This is a genomic window from Azorhizobium oxalatiphilum (assembly GCF_014635325.1).
GTDB lineage: Bacteria > Pseudomonadota > Alphaproteobacteria > Rhizobiales > Xanthobacteraceae > Azorhizobium > Azorhizobium oxalatiphilum.
In genome coordinates this window covers 96,643-111,684 of sequence record NZ_BMCT01000012.1, presented here as the reverse complement: position 1 = coordinate 111,684, position 15,042 = coordinate 96,643, and the positions used below count along the sequence as shown (strand labels likewise).

The 15,042-nt window shown below is 65.9% G+C and carries 14 protein-coding genes; 6 read left to right on the top strand and 8 right to left on the bottom strand.

The features are described 5' to 3' along the window. Positions 1 to 38 precede the first annotated feature (38 nt). The 3 genes from IEW24_RS27115 to IEW24_RS27105 all read right to left on the bottom strand — a co-directional run bounded on the left by IEW24_RS27115 (position 39) and on the right by IEW24_RS27105 (position 2,662). Positions 39 to 1,064: a cytochrome-c peroxidase gene (locus IEW24_RS27115; RefSeq protein ID WP_188584046.1), complete on the bottom strand. Its 1,026-nt coding sequence runs from the start codon at positions 1,062 to 1,064 to the stop codon at positions 39 to 41. 350 nt (positions 1,065 to 1,414) lie between these two features. Then, positions 1,415 to 2,035, bottom strand: coding sequence for a DsbA family protein (locus IEW24_RS27110; RefSeq protein ID WP_188584045.1), 621 nt, complete (start codon positions 2,033 to 2,035; stop codon positions 1,415 to 1,417). 15 nt (positions 2,036 to 2,050) lie between these two features. Next, positions 2,051 to 2,662 (bottom strand): NAD(P)-dependent oxidoreductase, encoded by a 612-nt coding sequence (locus tag IEW24_RS27105; protein ID WP_188584044.1) that lies wholly within the window; start codon positions 2,660 to 2,662, stop codon positions 2,051 to 2,053. A 134-nt stretch (positions 2,663 to 2,796) separates the two neighbouring features. Between IEW24_RS27105 and IEW24_RS27100 the strand changes: the two genes are divergently transcribed. From IEW24_RS27100 to IEW24_RS27090, 3 genes are all read left to right on the top strand, one after another. After that, positions 2,797 to 3,225: a winged helix-turn-helix transcriptional regulator gene (locus IEW24_RS27100; protein WP_188584043.1), complete on the top strand. Its 429-nt coding sequence runs from the start codon at positions 2,797 to 2,799 to the stop codon at positions 3,223 to 3,225. 125 nt (positions 3,226 to 3,350) lie between these two features. Beyond that, positions 3,351 to 3,812 (top strand): (2Fe-2S)-binding protein, encoded by a 462-nt coding sequence (locus IEW24_RS27095; protein WP_188584042.1) that lies wholly within the window; start codon positions 3,351 to 3,353, stop codon positions 3,810 to 3,812. A gap of 3 nt (positions 3,813 to 3,815) precedes the next feature. Next, a complete protein-coding gene (locus tag IEW24_RS27090) occupies positions 3,816 to 6,011 on the top strand; it encodes a xanthine dehydrogenase family protein molybdopterin-binding subunit (RefSeq protein ID WP_188584041.1) in 2,196 nt (731 codons plus the stop codon). Between the two features lie 134 nt (positions 6,012 to 6,145). On the opposite strand, the gene IEW24_RS27085 is transcribed toward IEW24_RS27090, so the two are convergent. Together IEW24_RS27085 and IEW24_RS27080 are read right to left on the bottom strand one after the other, a co-directional pair. After that, the gene (locus IEW24_RS27085) at positions 6,146 to 7,243 is read right to left on the bottom strand and encodes a hypothetical protein (RefSeq protein ID WP_188584040.1); all 1,098 of its coding nucleotides are present in this window, start codon (positions 7,241 to 7,243) and stop codon (positions 6,146 to 6,148) included. Between the two features lie 29 nt (positions 7,244 to 7,272). Next, a complete protein-coding gene (locus IEW24_RS27080; RefSeq protein WP_188584039.1) occupies positions 7,273 to 7,722 on the bottom strand; it encodes a GNAT family N-acetyltransferase in 450 nt (149 codons plus the stop codon). Positions 7,723 to 7,957: 235 nt separating this feature from the next. On the opposite strand from IEW24_RS27080, the gene IEW24_RS27075 reads away from it, so the two are divergent. Beyond that, on the top strand, positions 7,958 to 8,653 hold the full coding sequence (locus tag IEW24_RS27075) for a TIGR00266 family protein (RefSeq protein WP_188584038.1): 696 nt from the start codon (positions 7,958 to 7,960) through the stop codon (positions 8,651 to 8,653). A 24-nt stretch (positions 8,654 to 8,677) separates the two neighbouring features. On the opposite strand, the gene IEW24_RS27070 is transcribed toward IEW24_RS27075, so the two are convergent. Next, on the bottom strand, positions 8,678 to 9,607 hold the full coding sequence (locus IEW24_RS27070; RefSeq protein ID WP_188584037.1) for a histone deacetylase family protein: 930 nt from the start codon (positions 9,605 to 9,607) through the stop codon (positions 8,678 to 8,680). Positions 9,608 to 9,801: 194 nt separating this feature from the next. Here IEW24_RS27070 and IEW24_RS27065 point away from each other — a divergent pair, with 194 nt between their 5' ends. After that, a complete protein-coding gene (locus IEW24_RS27065; protein WP_188584036.1) occupies positions 9,802 to 10,830 on the top strand; it encodes an LLM class flavin-dependent oxidoreductase in 1,029 nt (342 codons plus the stop codon). A 75-nt stretch (positions 10,831 to 10,905) separates the two neighbouring features. Here the strand turns inward: IEW24_RS27065 and ppdK are convergent, their stop codons facing one another. Further along, a complete protein-coding gene (ppdK, locus tag IEW24_RS27060; RefSeq protein WP_188584035.1) occupies positions 10,906 to 13,584 on the bottom strand; it encodes a pyruvate, phosphate dikinase in 2,679 nt (892 codons plus the stop codon). A 127-nt stretch (positions 13,585 to 13,711) separates the two neighbouring features. Continuing rightward, positions 13,712 to 13,852 (bottom strand): DUF3096 domain-containing protein, encoded by a 141-nt coding sequence (locus IEW24_RS27055; protein WP_188584034.1) that lies wholly within the window; start codon positions 13,850 to 13,852, stop codon positions 13,712 to 13,714. A 270-nt stretch (positions 13,853 to 14,122) separates the two neighbouring features. On the opposite strand from IEW24_RS27055, the gene IEW24_RS27050 reads away from it, so the two are divergent. Beyond that, positions 14,123 to 14,962: an MBL fold metallo-hydrolase gene (locus IEW24_RS27050; RefSeq protein WP_244644700.1), complete on the top strand. Its 840-nt coding sequence runs from the start codon at positions 14,123 to 14,125 to the stop codon at positions 14,960 to 14,962. The last annotated feature ends 80 nt before the right edge of the window (positions 14,963 to 15,042 follow it).

The following is a 15,042-nucleotide window of genomic DNA, read 5'->3' as shown; positions in this document are numbered from 1 at the left end:
CAATGCCGCGCCTTCTCACGCCCAGGATGATCCCCTGCTCACTGCGCCTTCGGGGTCGCCTCCGTGCGCGGCGGCAGGATGGGATACTCGATCTTCGGCTGCTCGCCTGACAGCGTGCCGAGGAAAGCCGTGACTTCCTTGATCTCCTGCGGTGTCAGTTCGCTGCCCAGCTGAGCGGTCGCCATCACCGCCACCGCCTGTTCCAGCCCCCAGACCTGCCCGGAATGGAAATAGGGCGCGCGCAGCGCCACGTTGCGCAGCGGCGCCACGCGGAACACATACTGATCACTCGCGGTCTTGGTCACAGCGAAGCGGCCATGGTCATCCGGAGGCAGGATGTCCGCCCCGGGCTTCTCCACCACGCCGAACGGCTGATAGCTGTCCCCGCCCAGATTGATGCCGTTGTGGCAAGCCGAGCAGCCCTTGTCCATGAAGGCCCTCAGGCCCGCCTTCTCGGTGGTGCTGAGCGCCTTGTCATCACCGTTGAGGAACTGATCGAAGCGCGAGCGCGGCGTGATCAGCGTGACCTCGAACACCTCAATCGCCTTGGCGACATTGTCGAAGGACAGCGGCTCGCTTTCGCCGGGGAAGGCCTGCTTGAACGCGTCCACATAGGCAGGCATGGACTTCAGCGTCTTCAGCACAAGCTCAGGTGTGGCGTTCATCTCGATGGGGTTCTGCATGGGCCCCTTGGCCTGCGCCTTCAGATCCTCCGCGCGCCCATCCCAGAACTGGGAGGTGTTGAACACCGCGTTGAGTACAGTCGGGGCCCGCCGCGGTCCACGCTGCCAGCCGTGACCCACGGAGGTGGGGCCGGCATCCACGCCACCCGTACCGAGATTATGGCATGAATTACAGCTGAGCGCCTGACTAGCAGACAGGCGGGGATCGAAGAACAGCTTACGCCCGAGATCCACCTTGGCCGGTGTGAAGGGATTGCCCTTCACGTCCGGGGCCTCTGCGGGAATGGGCTTGAACTGGGTGAGGGCATCGGTGCGCAGATCCGCGGCCGAGACGGCCTGCACCGACAGAAGTATCGCAATTCCAGCCACGATCGACTTCATGACGTTCTCCTTGAAAGCAGCGGAGTGGACGTCACGCTCACGCAGCGGGAGGCGGGCCTCCTTGACGTGGATCAATCACTTTGGAACGACTATAAAAATGAAATGCGCGTTGTGGCGTAAGGCTTTTCGCCTGCCCCACTCCCGCTCCTGCATCTCACTAGCGCTGAGTGCCGGAGGCATAACGGGAAATTCGCCGCGCCCACCTGACGACGCGGCGAATAAACAGTCAGCAATGCAAGTTTCCCCCTCCGACATGCCTTTGCGCCGCGCGGCATTGCGCCACTCTGCGCTCATGAGCACATCGGTTGTCTCGTGGCGCGACAGATGGAGGTTACAAGGTGACTGTCGGCTCAACCGGCGCGCAGGCTTTCGACGAACGCCGCCGGCTGCCCATAGAAAACGCCGTGCGGCACCACCCGCCACTCCCCCGCGCGCTCGCGCACGAAGCCGGGAAAGCCGCCGAGGCCGAAACGCGTCATGAGTTGCCGCGTATCGACAAGATGCGCCTCCACCGGCTGGCGGGGCAGAGCGCTGGCGAACGCCCCGCCATCAAGGCCGAGGCCCGACGCGATCGCGACGAGAACCTCCGCCTCGATCACCCGCCGCCCCTCCACATAATGCGCACTCTGGATGGCCTTCAGCATCTCCGGCCCCGCCCCTGCGCGCAGTTCCTCCGCCGCGAGAATGGCGGCGATGGGCGGCAGGGAATAGAGGGTGAAGGCCGGATCAGGCAGAAGGCCGTCCAGATAGGCAGGGCCGAACACCTGTCCGGTCATCTGCGCGATGCGCGCATCCGCTTCGCGAATGTACGCGCGCTTGGCGGCGGGAAGCTGCATCGGCTGGGGGAACAGGCCCCCACCGTGCAGCACCAGTTCCACATCGGGCTGCGCCATGGCGGCGGCCACCAGCGGGGCCGCCGCGTAGCACCATCCGCACAGCGGGTCATGAACATAGTGCAGGCGGATGGTCATGGGCGTGATCCTGCTTCAGTAGCCGACCGTGAAGCGCGCGCGGGCGTGACGCGGCGTCTCGATCTCGTTGGCAAGAGCGATGGCATAATCCTCGAACGAGATCGAGCTGTTGCCGTCCGCCGCCGTCAGCAGCGCATTGCCGCCAAGGCGGAAGGTGCCGGTGCGCGGCCCATGGAAGAACAAGGCGGACGGCGAGAGGAAGGTCCAGTCGAGCTGCGGCTCGGCCTTGAGCCTGTCCAGGAACACGCCGCCGGCCTTGGCCTCGTCCAGATAGATGGCCGGGAAGTCCGGCACGTCGAACAGCTTCACGCCCGGTGCCACTTCGAGGCTGCCGGCACCGCCCACCACCAGATAGCGCGGCACGCCCGCCTGCTTGACGGCGCCGATCAGTACGTCGGCATCGCTCTGCATGAAATGGATGGAGCTGACCACCGCATCGTGGCCAGCAATGAGCGCGGCCAAAGCGGCCTTGTCGCCCGCATCGCCCTTCACCGGCGTGACGCCGGGCAACTGGGCGATCTTTTCGGGATTGCGGGCAATGGCCGTGACCTGGTGGCCCCGGCGGGAGAGTTCGGCGGTGATGGAGGCACCAGCGTTTCCGGAGGCGCCGACAACTGCGATCTTCATGATGGGAAGCCCTGTCGGTTTCTGATAGAAACCAGATGCTATTTTTGTTACCTGCTGTAAAGAACGCACCTTGAAGTCATCAGGTCACCGGTGGGAAACTGGGGGCCGAAAGCGGGACTGCCCGAGGAACTGCCATGGACCTGACGCCCAACACCTATGCGGCCGACTGCCCAACCCGCCAGATTCTCGATCGGATCGCGGACAAGTGGACGGTGCTGATCCTTCAGTTGCTGGAGAGGGAGCCTCGCCGCTTCAACGCCTTGCGGCGAGAGATCCAGGGCCTGTCCCAGAAGGTGCTGTCGCAGACGCTGAAAACGCTGGAGCGGGATGGCTTCGTCACCCGCACCGCCTTTCCGACCGTGCCGGTGACGGTGGAGTACGCCCTCACGCCGCTGGGCCGCTCGTTGGCCATTACCCTCAGCCCGCTGTCGCGCTGGGCCGAGGCACACATGCAGGCGGTGGAAAGTGCCCGCGCTGCCTTCGACGTCCGAAGCGGCTCCGTTGTCGGGGCAGCTACGCCCCTGACGGGCATGCCCTCCGGCGGCGCCCGCGCGCTGGTCTGAGCCGAGCCTTGGGCAGAATGTGTGAATGCAGCTTTTCTGAATCCACACTGGAACCATTCAAATCAATGATTAGCTGAACTGGGTTTTTCAGCTCGCCGCGCCCCGGCGGGATATGGAGCCCGTTTATGCCCATCACCCTTTCCATCAACGGCCAGGCCCGCACGGTCGAGGCCGAACCCGACACCCCGCTGCTGTGGGTGCTGCGTGACGAACTCGATCTCGTCGGCACCAAGTTCGGCTGCGGCCAGGCGCTCTGTGGCGCCTGCACGGTCCATGTGGACGGCATGGCCGTGCGCTCCTGCCAGACCGCCGTGGGTGACATCGGCGAGAGCAAGGTCGTCACCATTGAAGGCATCGGCAGTCGCGAGGCGAAGGCTGTGCAGGCCGCCTGGCAAGACCTGAACGTCGTGCAGTGCGGCTACTGTCAGTCCGGCCAGATCATGTCGGCGGTCGCCCTGCTCACCGACAACAAGAAACCCACGGATTCCGACATCGACTCCGCCATGGATGGCAACGTCTGTCGATGTGCCACCTATCACCGCATCCGCGCCGCCATCCATGATGCGGCCCGCCGGCTGGAGGCCTGAGCCATGAACGTCTTCTTCAAGGCCCCCGGCCTCGCCTCTCCCCCCGCCGGCGTGTCCCGCCGCACCATCCTGCGCGCCATGGGTGGCGTCGGCATCGGCCTCGTCATCGGCGCTGACCTCAGCCTGTCCGGGGGCGCCGCGCAGGCGGCCGAGACCGCCACTGCCGACATCAACCCGTTCGTGCGCATCGCGCCGGATGGAACGGTCACGGTCATCATCAAGCATCTGGACCTCGGCCAGGGCACGACCACCGGCCTCACCACGCTGGTGGCGGAAGAGATGGATGCCGACTGGGCGCAGATGCGCACCGATTTCGCGCCCAACGACGCCTCGCGCTATGGCAACAAGATCTTCGGCGGCGCGCAGGGCACCGGCGGCTCCACCGCCATCGCGGCGAGCTTCGACGTCTATCGCAAGGCCGGCGCCTCGGCACGCGCCATGCTGGTGGCCGCAGCCGCCAAGGCGATGAACGTGCCGGCGCGCACGATCACCGTCGCTGGCGGAAAACTGACCTCCGGCTCAAAAACGCTGACCTTCGGCGAAGTGGCCGAAGCGGCGGCGAAGGAGCCCATGCCGCAGGATCCGCCCCTGAAGGCAAGCCGGGACTTCGCGCTGGTGGGCAAGGACAAGCTGCCGCGCACCGACAATGTGCTGAAGACCACCGGCAAGGCCATCTATACGCAGGACATTAAGCTGCCCGGCATGCTGGTGGCCGTGGTGGCCCATCCGCCGCGCTTCGGCGCCAGGGTGGCCAAGGTGGACGATGCCGCAGCCAAGGCTGTGAAGGGTGTCGAGGGCGTCGTCACCGTGCCGCAGGGTGTGGCGGTCCTCGCCCGCAGCACCTATGCCGCCATGAAGGGGCGCGATGCGCTGAACGTGGAGTGGGATGAGGCGGCCGCCGAGAAGCGCGGCACCGATGCGCTTCGCGCGGAATACAAGGCTGCTCTCGGTAAGAAGGGGACCACCGCCGAGACCGAAGGCCAGGTGGAGGCCGCCTTCGCCCAGCAGGGCGTGAAGATCGTGGAAGCGGATTTCGAGTTCCCCTTCCTCGCCCACGCCCCCATGGAGCCCATGAACTGCGTGGTGCAGATCACCGGCGATAAGGTCGAGATCTGGAATGCCTCCCAGTTCCCGGCCATCGACACCCCCACGGCCGCCGCGGTGGCGGGCACGACCCCCGACAAGGTGAAGATCAACGGCCTGTGGGCAGGCGGCAGCTTCGGTCGCCGTGCGTCCTCCACCGCCGATTACGTGGCCGAAGCGGTGGCCATCGCCAAGGCGCATGGCAAGGGCGTGCCGGTGAAGCTGGTGTGGACCCGCGAAGACGACATGAAGGCGGGCTCCTACCGCCCCATGTACATGCACCGGGTGAAGGCAGCAGTGGACGCCTCGGGCAAGCCGGTGGCGTGGAAACACCATGTGGTCGGTCAGTCGCTGATCACCGGCACAGCCTTCGAAGGCGCCATGGTGAAGGATGGCGTGGACGCCACCTCCGTCGAGGGCGCCGCCGAGATGGGCTACGCCATTCCCAACCGGCTGGTGGAGCTGACCAGCACCAAGGTGGGCGTGCCCGTGCTCTGGTGGCGCTCCGTGGGCCACACCCACACCGCCTATGCGGTGGAGACCATGATCGACCAGCTGGCCAAGGCCGCCGGCAGGGATCCGGTCGCCTTCCGCATGGAGCTGATCAAGGATCCCCGCCTGAAGGCTGTGCTGGCCCTTGCCGCCGAAAAGGCGGACTGGGGCAAGCCGCTGGAGAAGGGACGCTTCCGTGGCGTCGCTGCCCACAAGAGCTTCAACACTTACGTGGCCGAGATCGCGGAAATCACCATGCTCGATAAGGGCTACAAGGTGGATCGCGTGGTGGCGGCGGTGGACTGCGGCGTGGTGGTCAATCCCGACGTGGTGCGGGCACAGGTGGAAGGCGGCGTCGGCTTCGGCCTCGGCCACGCCATGCAGGCGGCCATAACCCTCACCGACGGCGCTGTTGATCAGGCGAACTTCGACACGTTCGAACCGCTGCGCATGTCGCAGATGCCGAACGTGGAGGTGCACATCGTCCCATCGACAGAAGCCCCCACGGGTATCGGCGAGCCCGGCGTGCCGCCCATCGCGCCTGCGGTAGCGAACGCCCTGTTCGCCGCCACCGGCAAGCCGATGCTCAATCTGCCCTTCAACCGGCAGACCATCGGCTCGTGATCCGCCTGGAGCGTTTCCGTGTTTCATGGAAACACGGAAACGCTCCAACTCATTGATAGAGAATGTCTTGTCGCTTGGATTGCGAAGCAATCAAAGCCGAACATGCTCTAAGGCGGGGGGCTCGCCCCCGCCTGTCATTCCGGACGCGGGCGGAAAGCGACATAGCCGCCATCCGCGTCATAGAGATAATCGAAGCGGTTCAGGAAGCGGACAGACGTGTTCACGAACGCACCGGGATTTCTATCGGCGCGCACCAGGATCACGGAGAGCGGCGCCACCGGATTGGCCGTATCGCCCACATTGAAGCTGTAACCGACGCCCGCCGCGCCGGGCATCTCCAGCGCGATGCCGGTTCCCGTGTTGAGCACCGGCGCGCCACGCTCATTGGGGGTTGTCTGGCCCTCCAGCTGCTCCGGTGGCATGCGCAGGAACATGGTGGTCACGCCCGTATCCATCAGCATGGTGCCGCAGGCGGGGGGCGTTTTCCCTGCCACCGAAATGCACACTGGCGCCGCCGCCCAGTCCGGATAGGTCGGGCTTTTCTCCAGCTTCACATAACTGAAGCCCTTCGTCCCCGCCGCATCCAATCCCACCTGCACGCTTGTCCGGGAGAGCACGTAGCCGCGCCGCATGCTGCCCGGCTGCTCTGCCGTGCCCATGCCCTGCACATTGAGCAGGGGATTATGATCCGGCGTGCCCTGCGACTGCGCATCCTGCTGACGGGCGAAGCCGATGCCGATCATGCCGATGCCCTTGGGATTGAGCCGGGGTTGGCAGTTGCGCGCCGTCCGCAGGCAGGCGATCTCGGTCACGGCCAGCACCGGCATGGGACGGGTGGTCACGCGGGCGCCGCCGGTGCCAGAGATGGTGAGCGGTGTCACCACCCACACGCCCTTCTCGATGCGTCCCGAGCTGGAATAGGTGAGGGTGCCCGGCCCGATCTGCGGCAGCTGAGCGAAATCGGGAATGGAGGTGGCCGAGACCACCACACCGGTGGAGCCGGTGTCCAGAGTGGCCCGATACTCCCGTCCGCCGGGAAAGCGGACGGAGAGACTGGGCGGACGGGTGGTCGCCTGGCCCGCCAGCGGCGCATTGAGGAAGGGCAGCACCACCGTGCCACCAGCGGCGGCATAATCCGGCGCAGCGGTCTGCCCCTGCGCGGCACCCGCCGCAAGAAGGAGGCCAGAAAGGCCGGACAGGGCCCTTAGCGCGCGGTTCCGGGCTGGCGTCATCTCGTCCTCCGTTCTCGCTCTGCTCGGGCTCAGAGCACCTTGAGCATGTAGATGCGCTTCAGGCCCTTCTCCTCGACCCGGTGCGTCTCGCGATAGCCGATGCGTATGTAGAGGGCGATGTTCTCGATCATGATCTCCTGCGTATAAAGCCGGATGGCTCCATAACCGCTGGCGCGCGCAGCCTCTTCCGCGAAGATCAGAAGCTGGCGGCCAAGCCCCGTTCCGTGCAGCGCCGGGTCCACCGCCACATTGTCCAGCAGCATGATGCCAGCCTGCGGCAGCAGCACGATCAGGCCGCCGATCTTCCCGTCCCGCTCCACCACATGCACGCGTCCGTCGTCGATCAGCGCGCCATAATCATCCCGCATCGGCCCGGGAATGAGGCCATTGCGGAGCACGTAGGGCGCGTAGGCCGCATGCACCAGCGCTTCCACGACAGGACGATCCTCCGGCGTGGCAAGGCGCGGTGACTGGGACATAGGCTTTGATGGCTCCATGCTCTTACTTTCCACGCTCACACGCCCCTTGGCAGGTCGCCGATATCGGGCGCCTTGCGTAGACTATGAGCCGGATCCGCACAGCCTGCCATAAGCCTCATAGCCTATGCACATGGGACACAGCGGGCAGCTTGATGCTCGCGCATGTAACGCCACTTGCAGTCACCCTTCTCTTGTCCGCACTCTGCGGCTCCCATCCCACAAGGAGACACCCGCCATGCGCCACCAGATCTCCGGCACCACTCTTCCCGTGCTCCAGGTCACGCTGGAGGCCGGCGAAACGATGCTGGCGGAAACCGACCGCATGTCGTGGATGACCAACAACATCGCCCTGCACACCACCACGGGAGCCGGCGGCGGAGGCGGCTTCTTCGGCGCCATCGGCCGCGCCATCTCAGGCGGCGGCCTGTTCATGACCGAGTTCACCGCGCAGGGCGGCGAAGGACTGGTGGCGTTCGCCGCCACCGTGCCGGGGCACATCACGCAGATCGAGGTGTCTCCGGGGCGGGGCTACATGGCCCATCGCCACGGTTTCCTTGCCGGCGCGCAGGGCATCGAGATTTCGGTGGGCTTCCAGCAGAGCCTCGGGGCCGGCGTGTTCGGCGGCAACGGCTTCGTGCTCCAGCGCATCGCCGGCAATGGCACCGCCTTCATCGAACTGGGCGGCGAGATCATCAGCTATGATCTCGCGCCCGGCCAGCAGTTGCTGGTGCATCCCGGCCACGTGGGCATGTTCGAGGAGAGTGTCGGCTTCGACATCACCATGATGCGCGGCGTGCGCAACATCATGTTCGGTGGCGACGGCCTGTTCCTCGCCCAACTCACCGGGCCGGGCAAGGTGTGGCTGCAGACGCTCACTCCCTCCAAACTCGCCCACGCCATCGAACCCTATCTGCCGCAGCAGAAGGGCTGAGCGGGAGCACGGCTGGCGGAAACGTCAGCCGTGCATCAGCGCGGTGACATGCGCAGCGGCCGAGGTGGCAAGGCCCTCAAGGTCGTAGCCCCCCTCGAGGATGGAGACCACGCGGCCTTCCGCATGCTTGTCCGCTACGTCCATGAGGCGCTTCGTCACCCAGCCGAAGTCCGTATCCACCAGCCGCAGTGAGGCCAGCGGATCATTCTTGTGGGCGTCGAAGCCAGCGGAAATGATCAGCAGCTCAGGCTGGAAATTCTGCAGGCGCGGCAGGATGCGGTTCTCGAATGCGTCCTGAAACTTGTCGCCCGCATCCCCCGAGCGCAAGGGCGCATTCACGATGGTGCCCACCGCGCCCGTCTCAGTCACCGCGCCGGTGCCGGGATAGAGCGGCATCTCGTGGGTGGAGGCATAGAGCACGCTGTCGTCGGCCCAGAAGATCTCCTGCGTGCCATTGCCGTGATGCACGTCGAAATCGACTATGGCCACGCGGGCGATGCCGTATTTCGCCTGCGCATGGCGGGCGGCAATGGCGGCCTGATTGAGCAGGCAGAAGCCCATGGGGCGGCGTGTCTCGCAATGATGGCCCGGCGGGCGCATGGCGACGAAGGCGTTGGCGACGCGCTTTTCCATCACCTCGTCCACCGCGAAGCAGGCCCCGCCCACCGCGCGCATTACCGCCTCCCATGAGCCGGGCGACAGGATGGTGTCGGAATCAATGCGCACCACGCCCTCGTCCGGGGTGGCGGCCTCAAGTCCATCCACGAAGTCGCCCGGATGGACGCGGATCACGTCCTCCCGCTCTCCCATGGGCGCCTGATCACGTAGCAGGGTGGAGAAGCGCTCCTGCTCAAAAATGCGATCGAGCGCCCGCAGCCGGTCCGCCCGTTCCGGATGGCCGGTCGGCGTTGCGTGGGCAAGCCCCGCAGGATGGGTGATGAGCAGGGTGGACATGGCCTTTGGCCCTTTTCTTCGGCGTTTCCTCGCTGACATACCTTATGCCAGAGCCCAGCCTTTGCACCAGAGATGTTTGGAGCCCTTCTCGGAACGCATCATTTCACGCGCGCTAACGCGACTGGGAAGGACAGAAGGCGGGCTCTCCTTTATCAGGCTGCTGGTTGCCCCGGCATCACAGGAAGGAACCTGCCTTGGCCATTCTCGAACTCGGGCTCGATACGTTCGGCGACGTGACCGCAGCGCCGGATGGAACGCTCCTGCCCCATGCGCAGGTCATCCGCGACCTCGTGGACGAGGCCGTGCTGGCGGATGAGGTGGGGGTCGATTTCATCGGCATCGGCGAACATCACCGCTCCGATTTCGCTGTCTCCGCGCCCGACGTGGTGATGGCCGCCATCGCCGCGCGCACCCGACGCATCCGCATGGGATCGGCGGTCACGGTTCTGTCCTCGGACGATCCGATCCGCGTCTACCAGCGCTTCTCCACCGCGGACGCCCTCTCCAACGGCCGGGCCGAGGTGATCCTCGGGCGCGGTTCCTTTACCGAGAGCTTCCCGCTGTTCGGCTTCGACCTGCAGGATTACGATACGCTGTTCAGCGAGAAGCTGGACCTGTTCGCCGCCCTTCTTACCAATGAGCCGGTCACATGGCAGGGCGCCTATCGCCCGCCCCTCAAGGATCAGCGCGTCTTTCCGCCCATCGAGACCGGACGGCTGAAGACCTGGATCGGCGTCGGCGGCACGCCAGAATCGGTGGTACGCGCGGCCCGCTACGGCCTGCCCATGATCCTTGCCATCATCGGCGGCCAGCCCTCCCGCTTCCGCCCCTTCGCCGAACTCTATCGCCGGGCGCTGAACGAATTCGGCAAGGCGCCGCAGCCCATCGGCGTGCACTCGCCGGGCTATGTGGCGGATACGGACGAGGCCGCACGCGAGGAGCTGTTCGGCCCCTACAAGACCATGCGCGACTGCATCGGCCGTGAGCGCGGCTGGCCGCCCATGGAGCGGGCCGAGTTCGAGCGCGAGATCACCCACGGCTCGCTTTATGTGGGCTCGCCCGAAACGGTCGCCACGAAGATCGCCGCCACCGTCAAAGCCATCGGCATCGACCGCTTCGACCTCAAATATTCCGGCGGCCCCATCCCCCACGCCAGGCAGATGCGTTGCATCGAGCTCTACGGCACCAAGGTCATCCCCATGGTGCGGGACATGCTGGCCTGAGTAGGCCCAAATGAAAACGGGCGCCCCAAGAACCATCTCTTGGGGCGCCCGTCTCGTTTCAGAACCGGCGAAGGCTCACGCCTGGCTGGCGGCCTTACGGCCCAGCGCGGCCTGCGCGGCGGCAAGGCGGGCGATCGGCACGCGGAACGGCGAGCACGACACGTAGTCGAGACCGACCTGATCGCAGAAGGCCACCGAAGCCGGATCACCACCATGCTCGCCGCAGATGCCGAGCTTGATGTTCGGGCGCGACTGGCGGCCACGCTCCACACCGATCTTCACCAGCTCGCCCACGCCGTCCACGTCGATGGAGACGAACGGGTCCACCTCGATGATGCCCTTCTGCACATAGGGACCGAGGAAGGTGCCCGCGTCGTCGCGCGAGACGCCGTAGCAGGTCTGGGTGAGGTCGTTGGTGCCGAAGGAGAAGAACTCCGCCGTCTCCGCGATCTCCTTGGCGCGCAGGGCAGCGCGCGGCAGCTCGATCATGGTGCCCACCTGGAAGGTGAGCTTGGCGCCGGTCTCTTCTTCCACCGCCTTGGCCGCCTTCTGGATGACGGCGTTGACGATGTCGAACTCCGCCTTGGTGGCGATGAGCGGCACCATCACTTCCGGCACCACGGCCTCGCCGGTCTTCTTGGCGGCAATGACCGCCGCCTCGAAGATGGCGCGGGCCTGCATCTCGGCGATCTCCGGGAAGGCGATGGCGATGCGGCAGCCACGGAAGCCGAGCATGGGGTTGACCTCATGCAGTTCCTTCTGGCGGCGCTCGATGCGCTCCACGTCAACGCCGAGGCTCTTGGCCACATCAGCCACTTCGGCGTCCGTGTGCGGCAGGAACTCGTGCAGTGGCGGATCCAGCAGACGGATCGTGACGGGCAGGCCCTTCATGATCTCGAACAGCTCGACGAAATCGTCCCGCTGCATGGGCAGCAGCTTGGCGAGCGCGGCGCGACGGCCGGCCTCGTCGTCGGACAGGATCATCTCGCGCACCGCGAGGATGCGGCCCGCGTCGAAGAACATGTGCTCCGTGCGCGACAGGCCGATGCCTTCGGCGCCGAACGAGCGAGCCATGCGGGCGTCCGCCGGGGTCTCCGCATTGGCGCGGATCTTCAGACGGCGCACCTTGTCCGCCCAGCCCATCAGGGTGGCGAACTCGCCGGACAGCTCCGGCTGCTGCATCGGCACAAGGCCGGCGAGCACCTGACCGGTGGAGCCGTCGATGGTGAGAATGTCGCCCTTCTTGAAGGTCTGGCCATTTACGGTCAGCGTCTGCGCATTGTAGTCGATGCGCAGCGCGCCGGCGCCGGACACGCAGGGCTTGCCCATGCCGCGCGCCACCACGGCGGCGTGCGAAGTCATGCCACCGCGCGAGGTCAGGATGCCCTCGGCCGCATGCATGCCGTGGATGTCCTCAGGCGAGGTTTCCACGCGCACCAGGATCACCTTGGTGCCCTGCGCCTTCAGGGTCTCGGCCTCGTCCGCCGAGAACACGATGGAGCCGGCAGCCGCGCCGGGCGAAGCCGGCAGGCCGGTGGCCACCACCTTGCGCTCGGCCTTCGGGTCGATGGCCGGGTGCAGGAGCTGGTCGAGGGAGGCGGGATCGACGCGACCGACCGCCTCTTCCTGCGAGATCAGGCCCTCGTTGGCGAGCTCGACCGCGATCCGCAGCGACGCCTTGGCGGTGCGCTTGCCGGAACGGGTCTGGAGCATCCAGAGCTTGCCCTTCTCGACCGTGAACTCGAGGTCCTGCATGTCGCGATAGTGGGTCTCAAGGGCGTTCGAGATGCGCTCGAACTCCTTGAAGGCCTCCGGCAGGGCGCTCTCCATGGAGGGCTTGTCGGAGCCAGCGGCCTTGCGGGCGCGCTCGGTCAGATCCTGCGGGGTGCGGATGCCCGCCACCACGTCCTCGCCCTGCGCGTTCACCAGGAACTCGCCATAGAGCGCCTTCTCGCCGGTGGAGGGGTTGCGGGTGAAGGCAACGCCGGTGGCGGAGGTTTCGCCCATGTTGCCGAACACCATGGCCTGCACGTTCACCGCCGTGCCCCAGCTCTCCGGAATGGAATGCAGGCGACGGTAGGTGATGGCGCGCTGGTTCATCCAGGAGCCGAACACGGCACCGATGGCGCCCCAGAGCTGATCCTGCGGATCCTGCGGGAAGGGCTTGCCCAGCTCCTGCTGCACCTTGGCCTTGTACTCGACGACGAGCTTCGCCCAGTCGTCCGCCGAAAGGTCGGTGTCCAGCGTGTGGCCGTGCTGGGACTTGTAGTGCTCGAGGATCTCCTCGAAATGGTGGTGGTCCACGCCGAGCACCACGTCGGAATACATGGTGATGAAACGGCGGTAGCTGTCGAAGGCGAAGCGCCGGTCATTGGCGAGCTTGGCCACGGCCTCGACGGTCTCGTCGTTCAGGCCGAGGTTCAGCACCGTGTCCATCATGCCGGGCATGGAGGCGCGGGCGCCGGAGCGCACGGAAACGAGCAGCGGGTTGGCGGGGTCGCCGAAAGTCTTGCCGGTCAGCGCGCCGACCTTGGCCAGCGCGGCCTCCACATCGCCCTTCAGCTCGGCCGGATAGGTCTCGCCGTGGGCGTAGTAATAGGTGCAGACTTCCGTGGGGAGCGTGAAGCCGGGAGGAACGGGCAGGCCAAGGTTGGCCATCTCGGCAAGGTTCGCACCCTTGCCGCCGAGCAGATTCCGCATCTCGGATTTACCCTCGGCCTTGCCGTCGCCGAAGGAGTAGACCCATTTCGTCATCTCGGAGATCCCCTTAGGGTAGCGCGCCCGTCGTGGCTGACGGCGCGGTTGCTTTAGCTTGCGAAACGACAAGCTTCAACTGCACGGAGCGGCCACCCTGAGGGCGGCCGACGGGAATTCGCAACTTTCAGTGCGGCACGAGGCCGATGATACCGACCACGATGAGGTAGATCGCCACCAGGATATTCAGAAGACGGGGAACGAGCAGGATCAGGATTCCCGCCACGAGAGCCACGATCGGCTGGATCATCACGAGGTCGAAGGTCATTTCGCGGCTCTCCTATCAGGCTCGCAGCGGCTGCGCTCACGCTAGAAAGAGGGAAAGGGCGTCTCTGGTTCCGCCCTTCTAGCCACCTCCGGCCGCCAATGCCACCGGAAGTTCACGCCGCTGTGATCCCCGAGAGGATCAACCACGATTGCTGCACAGCAGCAGGTATGCGGTGATTTCAAAGGGTCCGCACATCAGGCTGCGGATGTCATCCAGCGGGAGGCGGCTATGGCTTCGGCGGATTATGCGGCACCTCAAAAAAACTCACCGGTGAGTTTCCGGAGCCTCCTGCCGGTCCGAATGCCGCCGGGGCAGGCCCTGTTCGCCTTGCTCTCGCTATGCAGCATGCTCCTGGCCGCCGCGCCGGCGCGGGCAGAGCCTGAAAAATGCCCCCGCATGGTGGCCGAGCGGCCGTCCCGCATCATCCCTGCCGCCTTCCGGCTGGCCGCCGGCGAAACCGACCGGCAGGTGCGCCTGACCTTCGTGGGGCACGCCACTTTTCTGATGGAGAGCCCGCGCGGCGTCACCATCGCCACCGACTATAATGATTATGTCCGCCCGGACATCCTGCCGCAGATCGTCACCATGAACCGGGCGCACGATACCCACTACACCAACAATCCACCCGCCGGCATCGAGCACATTCTGCGCGGCTGGAGCGAGGACGGCAGCCCGGTCCATTACGACCTGACCGTGGACGACGTGTGGATCCACAATGTCCCCACCAACATCCGGCAAGGCGCCGCCACCCGCTATGACGGCAATTCCATCTTCGTGTTCGAGGTGGCCGGCCTGTGCATCGCCCACCTCGGCCACCTGCATCACGTGTTGACGCAGGACCATCTGGAAGCGCTTGGCCGCATCGACGTGGTGCTGGCGCCAGTGGACGGCTCCTACACGCTGGACATCGAGGGCATGCTGGAGACGCTGAAGGGCATCAACGCCCCCCTCGTCATACCCATGCACTATTTCTCCACCTGGGGGCTGGACCGCTTCCTGTCCCATCTGGGCAAGAATTATGAGGTGACACGGGCGGAGAGCCCAAGCGTGGTGCTTTCCCGCGAGACCCTGCCGCGCAAGCCGACCATCATGGTACTGCCGGGCCGCTGAACCCGGCCGGCGCCACGGGCCTACGCAACGGGACCCCGCCATGACGCCTTGACCCGGCGCACGGGACGGCCTTTATGCCC

What these genes read in the sequence shown, in the direction of transcription:
- IEW24_RS27115 (WP_188584046.1), bottom strand. Translation starts at nt 1,064, where the DNA reads ATGAAGTCGATCGTGGCTGGAATTGCGATACTTCTGTCGGTGCAGGCC.
- IEW24_RS27110 (WP_188584045.1), bottom strand. Translation starts at nt 2,035, where the DNA reads ATGACCATCCGCCTGCACTATGTTCATGACCCGCTGTGCGGATGGTGC.
- IEW24_RS27105 (WP_188584044.1), bottom strand. Translation starts at nt 2,662, where the DNA reads ATGAAGATCGCAGTTGTCGGCGCCTCCGGAAACGCTGGTGCCTCCATC.
- IEW24_RS27100 (WP_188584043.1), top strand. Translation starts at nt 2,797, where the DNA reads ATGGACCTGACGCCCAACACCTATGCGGCCGACTGCCCAACCCGCCAG.
- IEW24_RS27095 (WP_188584042.1), top strand. Translation starts at nt 3,351, where the DNA reads ATGCCCATCACCCTTTCCATCAACGGCCAGGCCCGCACGGTCGAGGCC.
- IEW24_RS27090 (WP_188584041.1), top strand. Translation starts at nt 3,816, where the DNA reads ATGAACGTCTTCTTCAAGGCCCCCGGCCTCGCCTCTCCCCCCGCCGGC.
- IEW24_RS27085 (WP_188584040.1), bottom strand. Translation starts at nt 7,243, where the DNA reads ATGACGCCAGCCCGGAACCGCGCGCTAAGGGCCCTGTCCGGCCTTTCT.
- IEW24_RS27080 (WP_188584039.1), bottom strand. Translation starts at nt 7,722, where the DNA reads ATGTCCCAGTCACCGCGCCTTGCCACGCCGGAGGATCGTCCTGTCGTG.
- IEW24_RS27075 (WP_188584038.1), top strand. Translation starts at nt 7,958, where the DNA reads ATGCGCCACCAGATCTCCGGCACCACTCTTCCCGTGCTCCAGGTCACG.
- IEW24_RS27070 (WP_188584037.1), bottom strand. Translation starts at nt 9,607, where the DNA reads ATGTCCACCCTGCTCATCACCCATCCTGCGGGGCTTGCCCACGCAACG.
- ppdK (WP_188584035.1), bottom strand. Translation starts at nt 13,584, where the DNA reads ATGACGAAATGGGTCTACTCCTTCGGCGACGGCAAGGCCGAGGGTAAA.
- IEW24_RS27055 (WP_188584034.1), bottom strand. Translation starts at nt 13,852, where the DNA reads ATGACCTTCGACCTCGTGATGATCCAGCCGATCGTGGCTCTCGTGGCG.